This is a genomic window from Massilia sp. YIM B02769, assembly GCF_030411995.1.
Taxonomy (GTDB): Bacteria; Pseudomonadota; Gammaproteobacteria; order Burkholderiales; family Burkholderiaceae_D; genus Telluria.
In genome coordinates this window covers 240,924-254,108 of sequence record NZ_JASNRC010000008.1, presented here as the reverse complement: position 1 = coordinate 254,108, position 13,185 = coordinate 240,924, and the positions used below count along the sequence as shown (strand labels likewise).

The window sequence follows — 13,185 nt, the reverse complement described above, 5'->3', positions numbered from 1 at the left end:
GCCCCCCCCCCCCACCGGGTAGGGCGCATGAACAATCTACATCGGTCGTAGGGTGGGTTCTCGAACCCACCTGGTAGCGCGCGCGACGGTCGATATGCATGCATCTCCACCTGCGGTAACATGTTGCGATTCTCGTCACCCATGGAATCCCCACGATGCGTCTTCGTCCTCCCGTATTGACGGCCTGCGCCGCCTTCGTCCTGTCCTGCCCGGCCTTTGCCCAGGAAGCCCCGCTGCTGAAAGAGCCGGCCCTGCGCGCCCACCTCTCCTTCCTGGCCGACGACCTGCTGGAAGGCCGTGGCACCGGCCAGCGCGGCGGCGACCTGGCGGTGCGCTACCTGGAAACCCAGGCGGCGGCGATCGGCCTGCAGCCGATGCCGGGCGGCGGCTACCGCCAGCCGGTGCCGATCGTCGGCACGCGCCTGGTGTCGGGCGAGGTCAGCTTCGAGGCCGGCGGCAAGCGCATCGCGCCCAAGCTTGGCCAGGAGATCGTGTTCGGCACGGCCAGCGGAAAGGCGGACCTGGCGTTCGACGCGCCGCTGGTCTTCGTTGGCTACGGCGTGTCGGCGCCGGAAGAAAAATGGGACGACTACAAGGGCCAGGACGTGAAGGGCAAGATCCTGGTCATGATGGTCAACGATCCGCAGCCGACCGCCGAGGAACCGAACCGCTTCGCCGGCAAGGCCTACACCTGGTACGGCCGCTGGCTGTACAAATTCGAGGAAGCGGTACGGCGCGGCGCGGCCGGTGCGCTGCTGATCCACACCACGCCGTCGGCGTCCTACGCCTGGAGCGTGCCGGCCAACAGCTTCTCGCACGAGCGCTTCCGCCTGGCCAGCCCGGGCAACCCGGTCGAAGGCTGGCTGCAGGAAGACACGGCGCGCGGGCTGTTCGCCGCCGCCGGCTTCGACCTCGACACCCTGCGCGCCCAGGCCGAGCGGCGCGACTTCAAACCGGTCGACCTGAAGACTTCCGTGAAGGTGCGGATGAAGTCGGCCGTGCGCCAGGTCGAGCAGTTCAACGTGGTCGGCGTCGTGCCGGGCAGCGATCCAAAGTTGAAAGACCAGGCGGTGGTGTACTCGGCCCACTGGGACCACTTCGGCATCGACGAGAAGCTGGGCAGCGAAGGCGACCACGTGTTCAACGGCGCCATCGACAACGCCACCGGCACCGCCGCCTTATTGGCGATGGCGGCCGAAGCCGTGCGCAAGCCGGCGCGCCGCACCCAGGTCTTCCTGTGGCCGGCGGCCGAGGAGCAGGGCCTGCTGGGCAGCGCCGCGTATGTGGCCAATCCGGTCGTGCCGCTGGCGAAGACCGCCGCCGACCTGAACCTCGACAGCCTGAACTTCGTCGGACGCACGCGCGACATCGGCGTGCCCGGCGCCGAGCGCAGCAGCCTGTACGACACGGCCGCCGTGGTGGCGAAGAAGATGGGCCTGAGCCTGGCGCCGACGATTCCCGACATGTCGGGCGCCTACTTCCGCGCCGACCACTTCAACTTCGCCAAGGCCGGCGTGCCGGCCTTTAACGTCGGCTCGGCGGTGTTCTCGGGCGACGGCCACTTCACCTTCGAGCACGACCAGGCGCATGCCAGCGCGCAGATGGTCGGCTTCAAGCAGGACTACCACCAGGTGAGCGACGAGTACCGTCCGGAGTGGGACTTGTCGGGCATGCTGCAGCAGGCCCAGTTCACCCTGAACCTGGGCTATGCGGTGGCCAACGCGCCGGGCATGCCGACCTGGAAGAAGGGCGACCCGTTCGGCAGCGTGAAACGATGAACTTGGCGTGGACGGCTCCGCCGTCCACGCGTTCAGCTGCACTGCGCCTTGCTTCGGTACGGGGTGCGTCACTGCGGGCACTGGCTGAACGCGTGGGCGGCGCACACGCCATGGCTGTGCGCATGCACGGGTGGAGCCGACCACCCTACGCACCTGGTCGGCAGCGTGAGGTGGCAGGGCGGATCGTCGCAATCACGGTGCCGGCGGGCAGATGCGCCCCTTGCCGGCGCGCTTGGCCTGGTACATGCGCTCGTCGGCTTCCTTGATCAGCCCCTCGGGCGTCGCCTCGCCGTTCGGCGCGAACAGGGCGAGGCCGATGCTGGCGCCGACACTGGCCTCGCCGCCGTCGACCGCGACCGGACGGCTGACGGCCTCGATGATCTTGGCCGCCGCCACGTGGGCGCTGCGGGCGTCGTGCAGGCCTTCCAGCAGCACGGTGAACTCGTCGCCGGCGAGGCGGAACACGCTGTCGGTCTTGCGCACCACGCCGCGCAGGCGGGTGGCGATCTCGGTGAGCAGACGGTCGCCGGCCTCGTGGCCGTGGGTGTCGTTGACGGCCTTGAAGCCGTCGAGGTCGATGAACAGCAGGCCCAGGCTCTGGCCGCCGCGGTTGACGCGCGACTGCGCGATCGGCAGCGTCTCCATCAGGGCGCGCCGGTTCAGCAGGCCCGTCAGCATGTCATGGCGCGATTCGAATTCGCGCCGGGCCTCGGCCTGCTTGCGTTCGGAGATGTCGTGCAGGAAGGCGCTGTACATCCTCGTCCCGCGCACCTCAAGTTCGTTGATGCGCACTTCCACCGTCAGGAGCGTGCCGTCCTTGCGCATCGCCGGCAGCTCCACGCGTTTGCCGAGCGTGGATGCCGCGCTGCCCGTCAGGTAGCGCAGCAGGCTGCCGCGGTGCTCGCGCAGCAGTGCCGGCGGCACGATCAGGCTTTCCAGCTGGCGCCCGGCTGCTTCCAGCGGGCCGTAGCCGAAGGTGTCTTCGGCGGCGCGGTTCCAGACCGTGACCGCGCCGTTCTCGTCCAGGCCGATGTAGGCGTCGTTGGCGTTCTCGATCACGCTGCGCAGTTCCGCTTCGCGCTCGCGCAGTTCATCCGTGCGGCTGGCCACCCGCCTTTCCAGGTCGGCATGCAGGGTGTCGAGCGCGGCCTGGGCTTCCTTCTGGGCCTGGATGTCCTTCACCACCGAGATCAGGTATTCGATCTCGCCGCCGGCCTTGCGCTTCGGGCTGACATTCAGGTTGATCCAGACCGTGCTGCCGTCCTTGCGGATGTAGCGCTTCTCGAGCTGGTACTGGCCGATCGTCCCCGCGCGCAGCTGTTCCAGCTGGCGGAGGTCGAGGTCGAGGTCGTCGGGGTGGGTGATGTCCTGGAAGGTCTTGCGCATCAACTCTTCCTCGGTATAGCCGACGATGTCGCACAAGGCGCGGTTGACGCTCAGCCAGCCGCCATGCGGCGAGAGCAGGGCGATGCCGATACTGGCCAGGTCGAAGATGGTGCGGAAACGCGCCTCGCTGGCGTCGAGCACGGCCTCGGACTGCTCCAGGTGGCGTCCGGCCACGGCCAGGCGCTCGCGGTATTGCACTTCCTTCTGCACGATGTCGGCCAGGTCGATCATGATGCACAGCTCGTCGGCGGTGAGCACGCGCGCATGGTCGTCGATGGCGCACAGGGTGCCGATCGGCAGGCCGCCCGAGGAGCGGATCGGCACGCCGGCATAGAAGCGGATGTTCGGCGCACCGGTCACCAGCGGGTTGTCGGCGAAGCGCGCGTCGGTGGCGGCGTCGGCCACCACCAGCGGCTGGTCCTGCAGGATGGCGTGGGCGCAGAACGCCTGCTCGCGTGGCGTTTCAAGGGCGTCAAGGCCGACGCGCGACTTGAACCATTGGCGGTCGGCGTCGACCAGCGAGAACAGGGCGGTCGGTACCTTCAGCAGGCGCGCCACCAGGCGGGTGATGCGGTCGAATACCTCCTCGGCTTCGGTGTCGAGCAGGCGGAGCGAATCCAGCAGTTCCTGGCGTTCGGCTTCGTTGGTCGGATAAGCGGCTGCGGGCATGGGTTCCTGGTCCGGCGTCCGGCGGGACCGGGCACCATGTTGGCACATTGTTGATACATTCGCACCCTTACTGTAGCAGATCGGCGCCGCCGCTTCGCTCGGCAGTTGTCTCACGTAAATACAAACGGACGCTGCCGTTCCGGCATTGCCGCTTCGTTCACGGCTGTCGCATTTCGGCAATAACGCACGCCGAATTCACACTTTTTTTCACGAACTTAACAGTTCTCCATCGAGTTCCTAGCCGGCAGGCCGTAATCTGCTTTCCATGCGGCAATTTATGCCATCGCAGTGATCGATGAATACCGGAGTAAGCGTGAGCGAAGCAAACAACAACGAACTGGAAGTGCTGTCCTTCCGCCTGGGTAAGGAAGAGTACGGCATCAGCATCCTGAAGGTGCAGGAAATCCGCGGCTACGACGCCGTGACGCGCATCGCGAATGCGCCTGCCTTCCTGAAAGGCGTGATCAACCTGCGCGGCCAGATCGTGCCGATCGTCGACATGCGCATCAGGTTCGCGCTGGGCCAGGCCGAGTACGACGCCTTTACCGTCGTGATCATCCTGAACATCGGCCGCCAGGTGATCGGCATGGTGGTCGATAGCGTGTCCGACGTGGTCACGCTCGCGCCCGAGCAGGTGCGCCCGGCCCCGAGCATCGGCGGCGGCATCGACGCCGACCATCTGCTGGGCCTGGGCACGGTCGGCGAACGCATGCTGATCCTGCTCGACATCGAGCGCCTGATGGCCTCGCCCGACATGGGCCTGGTGACCACGATGGCCGACGCGGCCTGATTCAACCTTTATCCCGACTTCCATGAACCTCTCGAACATGAATATCGCAAAGCGCCTGGCCATCGGCTTCGGCATCGTCGGCGTCCTGCTGCTGGGCAGCCAGACCTTCGGCATCACCATGGTGTCGCGCGTCAGCGCCGGCACGGCCGAACTGGCCGAGCGCAGCATCCCGAACACCAACGCCACCAATGCCGTGCTGGCGGAAATCAACGACGTCGCCGTCGCCCTGCGCAACATGATGCTCGACGCCGATCCGGCCGACCGCCAGAAGCAGCTCGAGGAAATCGCTTCCTCGCGCAAGGCCGGCCAGGAAAAACTCGAGCTGCTGCGCAAGAACCTGACCAAGCCGGATACGGTGGCGGCGCTCGAGCGCATGCTGGCCGCGAACGACAAGTACGTGCAGGGCCAGGAAGAGCTGATCAAGCGCATCAACGCGGGTGACGACGCCGGTGCGCGCGCCTACCTGAAGGAGGTGCTGCGCCCGGCGCTGCGCGACCTGAAGGCCGCCGTCAACGACGAGCTGGTGCTGCAGCAGCGGCTGGCCAGCGACCGTGCCGCCGAGGCGCGTGCCACCGAATCCTCGACCCGCACCCTGATGATCGCGCTGGCGCTGGTGTCCCTGGGCCTGGCCGCGCTGGTCGCCTGGTGGAACACGCGTTCGATCACCCGTCCGCTGGCGCGTGCGCTGGAAGTGGCGAACACGGTCGCCGCCGGCGACCTGACCAGCCGCATCGAGGTCACCTCGCGCGACGAAACCGGCATGCTGCTGCTGGCCCTGAAGACCATGAACGAAAACCTGGTGCGCACCGTCACCACCGTGCGCACGAGCAGCGAGACCATCGGCACCGCCTCGGGCGAGGTCGCGGCCGGCAACCTCGACCTGTCGAGCCGCACCGAGCAGCAGGCCAGCTCGCTGGAAGAAACCGCGTCGTCGATGGAAGAACTGACCTCGACCGTCAAGCAGAACGCCGACAACGCGCGCCAGGCCAACACCCTGGCCGAGGCGGCGTCGCACGTGGCCGAGCGCGGCGGCCAGGTGATCGGCGAAGTGGTCGGCACCATGGAACGCATCAACAGCTCGGCCGGCAAGATCGCCGACATCATCGGCGTCATCGACGGCATCGCCTTCCAGACCAACATCCTGGCGCTGAACGCCGCCGTCGAAGCGGCGCGTGCGGGCGAGCAGGGCAGGGGCTTTGCCGTGGTCGCCACCGAAGTGCGCAACCTGGCCCAGCGCTCGGCCGCCGCCGCCAAGGAGATCAAGGGCCTGATCGGCGACTCGACCGACGCCGTGGCAGCGGGCAGCAAGCTGGTGAACGACGCCGGCGCCACCATGAGCGAGATCGTCGACAGCGTGCGCCGCGTGACCGACATCATGAGCGAAATCACCGCCGCCAGCAGCGAGCAAACGGCCGGCATCGAGCAGATCAACGAAGCCGTGGCCCAGATGGACCAGGTGACCCAGCAGAACGCCGCGCTGGTCGAACAGGCCGCCGCCGCCTCGGCCTCGATGCAGGAGCAGACCGTGAAGCTGGCGGAAGCGGTGAGCGTGTTCCGCATCGACGGTTCGGCGGCGGCGCCGGTCCAGGCGTCCGTGCAGCCGGTCGTTCGCGCTGCGCCGGCACGGCCGGCCCTGGCCAAGCCCGCCGCCCGTCCTGCAGCACCCGCAGCGCGCAAGACCGCGGCCAAGCAGTCCGCCAAGGCCAGCGCCGACGGCGAGTGGGAAGAGTTCTGATTCCTGGCAAGGAATCAGAACGGTAGGGTGGGTTCTCGAACCCACCACTGCACTGGGAAGAGTTCTGATTCCTGGGAAGGGATCAAAACGGTAGGGTGGGTTCTCGAACCCACCACTGCACTGGCAAGAGTTCTGATTCCTGGGAAGGGATCAAAACGGTCGGGTGGGTTCTCGAACCCACCACTGCACTGGCACGAGTTCTGATTCCTGGGAAGGGATCAAACCGGTAGGGTGGGTTCTCGAACCCACCACAGCACAGGCAAGAGTTCTGATTCCAGGGAAGGGATCAAAACGGTAGGGTGGGGTCTCGAACCCACCACTGCACTGGCAAGAGTTCTGATTCCTGGGAAGGGATCAAAACGGTAGGGTGGGTTCTCGAACCCACCAGGCTGTACCTGGCGCCTGGGGCGGCGCACGCTACGAAAACCGGGCAGTGGCGGGAGCCGGAGTCATGCCGGCTGTGCAGTGGTGGGTTCGAGAACCCACCCTACGCCATATCGCTCCTACATTCCCACCGGCAAAGCTGCGCAATCCCCCGCCAGCTCCATGCTAGGATCGATCCACCATCACCACAGGATCCGATCCCCGTGCACGCCCCCATCCAGCAAGCCTCCTTCGGCACCCTCCCCAACGGCGACGAAGTCAGCGTCTTCACCCTGACCAACGGCGCCGGCATGACGGTCAAAATCCTCGACCTCGGCGGCGTCATCACCGAAATCCACGTCCCCGACCGCGACGGCGTGTTCGCCGACGTCGCCCTCGGCTTCGACACCCTGGCGCCCTATCTCGGCGACAGCCCGTATTTCGGCGCCCTGATCGGCCGCTACGGCAACCGCATCGCCGGCGGCCGCTTCACCCTCGACGGTGAAACCTACTCGCTCCCGGTCAACAACGGCAAGAACCACCTGCACGGCGGCGTCCCCGGCTTCGACCGCGTCAAGTGGCAGGCCCGCATCGAGGGGCAGGAACTGGTGCTCACCTACCGCAGCCCGGATGGCGAGCAGGGCTACCCCGGCAACCTGGACGCCACCGTGCGCTACAGCCTCGACGAGGACAACGAGCTCGCCGTGCACTTCCACGCCGTGACCGACCGCGCCACCCCGGTCAACCTGACCCAGCACAGCTACTTCAACCTGGCCGGCGGCGGCTCCATCCTCGGCCACCGCATCGCCATCGACGCCGACGCCTTCATCGCCATCGACGCCGACCTGATTCCCTTCGGCGCGCTGGCGCCGGTCGACGGCACGCCCTTCGATTTCCGAGAAGCGCGGCCCATCGGCGAACGCATCGCCGAGGATGACGAACAGCTGCGCCACGGCGGCGGCTACGACCACTGCTTCGCGCTGAACAAGCCGCTGGAAAACGCGATGCGCGTGGCCGCGCGCGTGGTCGACCCACAATCGGGCCGCGTGCTGGAACTGATCACCCAGGAACCGGGCGTGCAGTTCTACAGCGGGAACTTCCTCGACGGCTCCCTGCGCGGCAAGGGCCAGACCTACGGCCACCGCAGCGGCTTCGCCCTCGAACCCCAGCACTTCCCGGATTCGCCGAACCAGCCGGCCTTTCCGAACACGATCCTGCGGCCGGGCGAGGTGTACGAGACGGAGTCGCGCTTCCGCTTCTCGGTGGAGGCGTAACGCGCCATGCGGGCGCCTGGCGGGTATGCCATCTGGTGTGAGCGCACGGGGCGCCTGTTCTGGACCGATGGCGGAGGCATGCAGCTGTGGGCCTGGACGCCGGCGACGGGCCAGCGCCAATCCTGGCGCATGTCCGAACCGTTGTGCTGCTTTGCGCTTACCGCAAGCCGCGAGCGCCTGCTGCTGGCGCTCGCATCGCGGCTGGCCTTCCTCGACCTGCATACTGGCCTGCCCGCACCGGTCTGCGAGGTGCCGTCTTCCACGATGCCGAGCGATGGACGCTGCGACCGCCAGGGGCGCTTCGTGTTCGGCAGCGCCGGCATCGGGAAGGGTATGCGCGGCGCCTTCTGGCGCCTGAACCACGACCTGTCGCTCGAACGGCTGCCGCTGGGAGACGCCGGCGTCGCCGGCAGCATCGGCTTCAGTCCGAACGGACGCACCCTGTATTACGCGGACGCTGCGCAAGAGGCGATCGGTTGCTGCGACTACCACCCCTGTTCGGGCGAGATCACGCGGCCGCGGCGGTTTGCCGATAAAGGCGCCGGGGATGGATCAGCGGTTGATGCCGAAGGCGGCCTGTGGACCGCACGCCAGGGCGCCATGGGGCTGCACCGCATCGCTGCGGACGGCAGCAGCCGGCCTTCGGTACGACTGGAGATGGCCTGCGCGGGATGGCCGGTATTCGGCGGCGCGGATTTTGGTACGCTCTACCTGCCGGGCGCGGACGGCATCGCCGAACTGGCGCCCGGCGTGCATGGCCTGGCCGAGCAGCGTTTCCTCGGCCGCCTGCCATCGCGCTGACGGCGCTTCAAGCAGCCATCACGCGCCAGGCCAGGCGCACGGCAATCGTCCAGCAGATGGCCAGGCTGCCCAGGTACAGGATGGCGCGCCAGGGCTGCAATCCCGCCAGATAGGCGCCGGTATGCAGCCAGCGCAGGCCCACGTACAGGCCGAACAGCAGCCAGGCCTCGACAGCCCCCGCACCCGACAGCATCCAGCTCAATGCCAGCACCAGGAACAGCGGCAGGTTCTCGACATCGTTGCGCCACACGCCAGCTGGTGGCTGTCGAGCTGGTTCCGCCACAAGTTCCCCGACGTGCGGCTCGATGCCGATGCGCTGGTGGTGCAGGATGGGGCCTTGGTGTCGTCGGGCGGCTTCGGCTCGACGCTGGATTTGGCGCTGTGGCTGGTCGGGCATTTCGGCGGCGAGGAGCTGCGCCAGCTGACCGCCAGGATCCTGGTGATGGATGCGCACCGCGCGAGCCAGGCGCCGTATGTGTCGGACGCCATCGCGGCCCAGGGCGCGCACCCGACGATCGAACGCGCGCGGCGCTGGCTGAATGCGCGGCTGGACCAGCCGTGGACGATGGCGGAGCTGGCCACGCATTGCGCCCTGAGCCAGCGCACGCTGCTGCGGCGCTTCCAGGAGGCGCTCGGTGTGAGTCCGGTGCAGTACGCGCAACAGCTGCGGGTGGAGCGCGCCAAGGCGCTGCTGGAGACGACCGGGTTGTCGCTGGAAGAGATCACGGTGCGCTGCGGGTACGAGGATGCGGCGACGTTCAGCAAGGTGTTCAAGCGGTGGGCGGCGTTGACGCCGCGGGAGTATCGGCAGCGGTTTGCGTTGGTGAGGTGAGGGCGCAGGTTTGCATGCTTAAACGCGTGGGCACAGGGCGCCCACCCTACGTACGCATAAGCCTACAGCTTCGATGACCGTAGGGTGGGCGCCCCGTGCCCACGCGTAAACCTCGATCAGCCACCTGCTTTGGAAAGCAACCCTGCCATCTGCTCCAGCAAACGTGCACGCGCCCCATCTAGCTGATCCGCATTCGTCTTCCCCGACAAGGCCGCACGCTCCTTGCGCCCCAGGAAGTAGGCCACCCGCTCCGCATTCGCCCCCGACGGATGCGGCAAGCCATGCAAAATGCGCTCGCGCCGGATCACGCCTTCGCCCGCCAGCCACGCCAAGCCCTCAGCGACGCTCGCCCCCATCGGAATGTACAAGGCATCCGGCAAGGCCGCCGCTTCCTCGGCAAAATAACGCAGCACCTGCTCGCGCAGGAAAGCCACCTTCGCCATGCCGGGCGAGCCGCTGTAGTTCTTCTCGCCGTCGAACACCGGATGCCTCAGGATGGCGCCGATGTGCACCAGGTCCGCATCCACATCGAACAGCGTCGCGCAGCTTTCGATGCCAAGCCAGCGCTGCACCCCGATCGCATCGAGCAGCGCCACGAAATTCGGCCGGATCGCACCACTGAAGGCGCCGGTCAAACGGGCTGCGCGCAGCAGGTCATCGGTCGACGCGCCAGCCGCCAGCTGCCGCTGCGCCTCGCGCATCGCATTCTTCCACTGCACGAAGCCCGGCGCGATGCCGACGATGACCAGCCGCGCCCGCGTATTCACGTGTTCGAACGGGATGTAGTGCACGCTGTAGCGCCCTTCGCGCGCCAGCAGGAATTCCGGCGGAATCTGCGCCGACGTGTTGATCGCGGCGAGATCGAGACGCGCGATCTCATCCAGGTAGCGCGGCAGCAGCAGTTCCGCCATGGGCGCCTCAGTTCACCAACTCAGTTAACCAGGTTTCGCTGGACAATGGCATCGGTCGCCGCCTGCGCCTGCTGCAGCGGCTGGTCCAGCGCCTTTGTCGCATAATGCGCCGGCGTGGCTGCCACCGCACCGAGCGCCGTGCCATCCTTCTTGCTGATGTCGACATCGACCGTCGCCGACAGCCCCACGCGCAGCGGGTGCTTGGCCAGTTCCGCCGGGTCGAGCGCAATGCGCACCGGGACGCGTTGCACCACCTTGATCCAGTTGCCGCTGGCGTTCTGCGCCGGCAGCAGCGAGAAGGCGCTGCCGGTGCCGGCGGCCAGGCCCACCACCTTGCCGTGGAAGGTGACGGCGCCGCCGTACATGTCGGCCTCGATCTTCACCGGCTGGCCGACGCGGATGTCGCGCAGTTCCGATTCCTTGAAGTTGGCGTCGACCCAGAGCTGGTCCAGCGGCACCACCGACAGCAGCGGCGCACCCGGCGCGATGCGGCTGCCGACCTGCACGCTGCGCTTGGCCACGTAGCCCGACACCGGCGCCACGATGGTGTTGCGGCGTGTCGCCAGCCAAGCCTGGGTGTAGTCGGCTTTCGCCGCCAGCACGCTCGGGTGGTGGGCGGCGTCGACCCCGGCCAGGCCGGCGCGCGCGGCCGACACCTGCTTCAAGGCCACGTCCAGCGCGGCGCGCGCATCCTCGACCGCGCGGCGCGCATGCGCCACGTCTTCGCCCGAGACCACCTGCTCGGCTGCCAGCGGTGCGCGGCGGGCCAGGTCTTCCTGGGCCGTCGCCAGGGCGATCTTGCGCTGCTCGACCACGGCCAGCAGCTGGTCGACGTTCGAATAGCGCTCGCGCTGCTGGCGCACGGCGCTGCCCAGGCGCGCTTCGGCCTGGGCCAGGGCGACTTCGGCGTCGGCCGGATCAAGGCGCACGATCTCGGCGCCGGCCTGCACCTGCTGGGTTTCGTCGGCGCGGATCTCGACCACGCTGCCGGCCACCTGGGCCGACACGTTGACCAGGTTGCCGCCGACATAGGCGTTGTCGGTCTCGACGCGTTGCGACAGCACCAGCGTGTAGTAGGCGCCGTAGGCGATGCCGGCGACGACGAAGACGCCGGTGATGCCCAGCAGGACGGCCTTGCGCTTGTTCGGGTTCTTGGAAGTTTCGGTAGTCATGGAAGCAGGTTCAATGTTGTTGGGTCGATGCCGATGCCGATGCAGAGACTGCTGCGGTGGCGATGGGCTGGGCGCGGTAGCCGCCGCCGAGCGCACGCACCAGCGCCACTTCGGTCTGCAGGCGTGCGTCCTGCAATTGCAGGGCGCCGTCGCGCTGGCGCAGGGTTTCAAGCTGGGCCTGGAGCAGGGAAGAGCGCTCGGCCAGGCCGCGCTTCAGGCGCGTTTCGGCGCTGGACGCGAGGCGTGCGGCGGCTTGTTCCGCCATGGCGTGGGCGCCGATTTCGTTCCCGATGCCTTGCAGGGTCGCCCCTTCGGCCGCCACGTCGCGCACGGCGGCCAGCACGGCGTCGTTGTACTCGGCCAGCAGGGCGTCGCGTTCGGCGCGCGCCACGCCGAGGCCCGCTTCCAGGCGGCCGCTGTCGAACAGCGGCAGTTCCAGCGTCACGCCGCCCAGCATCGTACGGCTGGCGCCGCGCAGCAGTTTGCCGAGCGAGATCGCATTCAGGCCGAAGGAGCCGGCCAGGTTCAGGTCCGGGTAAAAGGCGGCTTCGCTGGCGCGCACACGGCCCAGCGCCGCTTCCACGCGCCAGCGCGCCGCCTGCAAGTCCGGGCGCCGCGCCAGCAGTTCGATGCCGAGGGTGCGCGGCAGCGTGGCCGGCGTCATTGGCGGCAGTTGGCGTTCCAGGTTGGCCAGGTCGTCGGGGCCGGCCGCGACCAGCGCGCGCAGGATCTCGCGTTCGCGCGCGGCCTGGGTGCGCAGCAATTCGCTTTGCTCCAAGGTGCGGCCCAGTTCGAGTTCGACGCCGCGCTGGGCGTCGACAGTGGCCAGGCCGTGCGCCAGGCGCGCGTTGCGGTCGGCCAGCAGCGCGCGCTGCACCTTGGCCAGCGCGGCCATGTTGTCGTCGCGCGCCCACAGCAGTTGCAGGCGGAAATAGGACTGGGCCACCAGGGCCGTCAGGGCCTGGCGCGCCTGCGCCGCTTCGGCGGCATTCGCGTTGGCTTCGCCGACGGCGGCGGCCACCTGGGCGCGGTGCTTGCCCCACCAGTCGACGTCGTAGCTGGCGCGCACCTGCAGGGTCGAGTCGGTGTAGAAGCTGCCGCCGATCGGTTCCGGGAACAGGCCGTTGGCCGAATAGCGCTGGCGGTTCAGGCCCGCACCGACGCCCACCTGGGCGCCGCCGGCGGCTTGCTCGGATTTCACCACGGCCTGGGCCACGGCGAAGCGGGCCTGGGCCGCGGCCAGGCTGGGGCTGGCGGCGAGCGCCCCCTCCATCAGCGCGTCGAGCTGGTTGTCGCGGTAGTCGCGCCACCACGTTTCAACGGGCCAGGCATCGCGTGCCAGGACAATCGTGTCCGCATGCTGGGCCTGCGCGAAGTCGGGCCCCTTGGCCGTGCTTTGGTCAACCGGCACGTGGGCGCAGCCGGCAAGCGTCAGCAGCGCGCCCGCAAATAAGGTAAGTGAAAAGTGTCGCAC

Annotated in this window: 11 protein-coding genes; 6 read left to right on the top strand and 5 right to left on the bottom strand. The window is 68.1% G+C overall.

Translation table 11 applies throughout. The features are described from left to right. Positions 1-155: 155 nt before the first annotated feature. Positions 156-1,778 carry a M28 family peptidase gene (locus QPK31_RS14965; RefSeq protein ID WP_290423724.1) on the top strand — a complete coding sequence of 541 codons (1,623 nt, stop codon included), beginning with the start codon at positions 156-158 and terminating at the stop codon, positions 1,776-1,778. 192 nt (positions 1,779-1,970) lie between these two features. Here QPK31_RS14965 and QPK31_RS14960 read toward each other — a convergent pair whose 3' ends face one another. Continuing rightward, on the bottom strand, positions 1,971-3,833 hold the full coding sequence (locus QPK31_RS14960) for a PAS domain S-box protein (RefSeq protein ID WP_290423723.1): 1,863 nt from the start codon (positions 3,831-3,833) through the stop codon (positions 1,971-1,973). Between the two features lie 313 nt (positions 3,834-4,146). On the opposite strand from QPK31_RS14960, the gene QPK31_RS14955 reads away from it, so the two are divergent. The 4 genes from QPK31_RS14955 to QPK31_RS14940 all read left to right on the top strand — a co-directional run bounded on the left by QPK31_RS14955 (position 4,147) and on the right by QPK31_RS14940 (position 8,796). Next, entirely contained in the window at positions 4,147-4,623 is a 477-nt protein-coding gene (locus QPK31_RS14955; RefSeq protein WP_290423722.1) for a chemotaxis protein CheW, read from the top strand. A 37-nt stretch (positions 4,624-4,660) separates the two neighbouring features. Next, complete coding sequence (locus QPK31_RS14950) at positions 4,661-6,358, top strand: methyl-accepting chemotaxis protein (RefSeq protein WP_290423721.1); 1,698 nt, start codon at positions 4,661-4,663, stop codon at positions 6,356-6,358. A gap of 587 nt (positions 6,359-6,945) precedes the next feature. After that, positions 6,946-7,995 (top strand): aldose epimerase family protein, encoded by a 1,050-nt coding sequence (locus tag QPK31_RS14945; RefSeq protein WP_290423720.1) that lies wholly within the window; start codon positions 6,946-6,948, stop codon positions 7,993-7,995. A 6-nt stretch (positions 7,996-8,001) separates the two neighbouring features. After that, positions 8,002-8,796, top strand: a complete 795-nt coding sequence (locus tag QPK31_RS14940) for an SMP-30/gluconolactonase/LRE family protein (RefSeq protein WP_290423719.1) — start codon at positions 8,002-8,004, stop codon at positions 8,794-8,796. A gap of 7 nt (positions 8,797-8,803) precedes the next feature. Here the strand turns inward: QPK31_RS14940 and QPK31_RS26245 are convergent, their stop codons facing one another. After that, on the bottom strand, positions 8,804-9,046 hold the full coding sequence (locus QPK31_RS26245; protein ID WP_374045811.1) for an MAPEG family protein: 243 nt from the start codon (positions 9,044-9,046) through the stop codon (positions 8,804-8,806). A gap of 45 nt (positions 9,047-9,091) precedes the next feature. Here QPK31_RS26245 and QPK31_RS14930 point away from each other — a divergent pair, with 45 nt between their 5' ends. Continuing rightward, entirely contained in the window at positions 9,092-9,628 is a 537-nt protein-coding gene (locus QPK31_RS14930; RefSeq protein ID WP_290423717.1) for a helix-turn-helix domain-containing protein, read from the top strand. A gap of 116 nt (positions 9,629-9,744) precedes the next feature. Here the strand turns inward: QPK31_RS14930 and QPK31_RS14925 are convergent, their stop codons facing one another. The 3 genes from QPK31_RS14925 to QPK31_RS14915 are packed head-to-tail and all read right to left on the bottom strand — an operon-like array spanning position 9,745 to position 13,185. Further along, complete coding sequence (locus tag QPK31_RS14925; RefSeq protein ID WP_290423716.1) at positions 9,745-10,539, bottom strand: hypothetical protein; 795 nt, start codon at positions 10,537-10,539, stop codon at positions 9,745-9,747. A gap of 20 nt (positions 10,540-10,559) precedes the next feature. After that, positions 10,560-11,711: an efflux RND transporter periplasmic adaptor subunit gene (locus QPK31_RS14920; protein ID WP_290423715.1), complete on the bottom strand. Its 1,152-nt coding sequence runs from the start codon at positions 11,709-11,711 to the stop codon at positions 10,560-10,562. Between the two features lie 10 nt (positions 11,712-11,721). After that, the gene (locus QPK31_RS14915; protein WP_290423714.1) at positions 11,722-13,185 is read right to left on the bottom strand and encodes an efflux transporter outer membrane subunit; all 1,464 of its coding nucleotides are present in this window, start codon (positions 13,183-13,185) and stop codon (positions 11,722-11,724) included.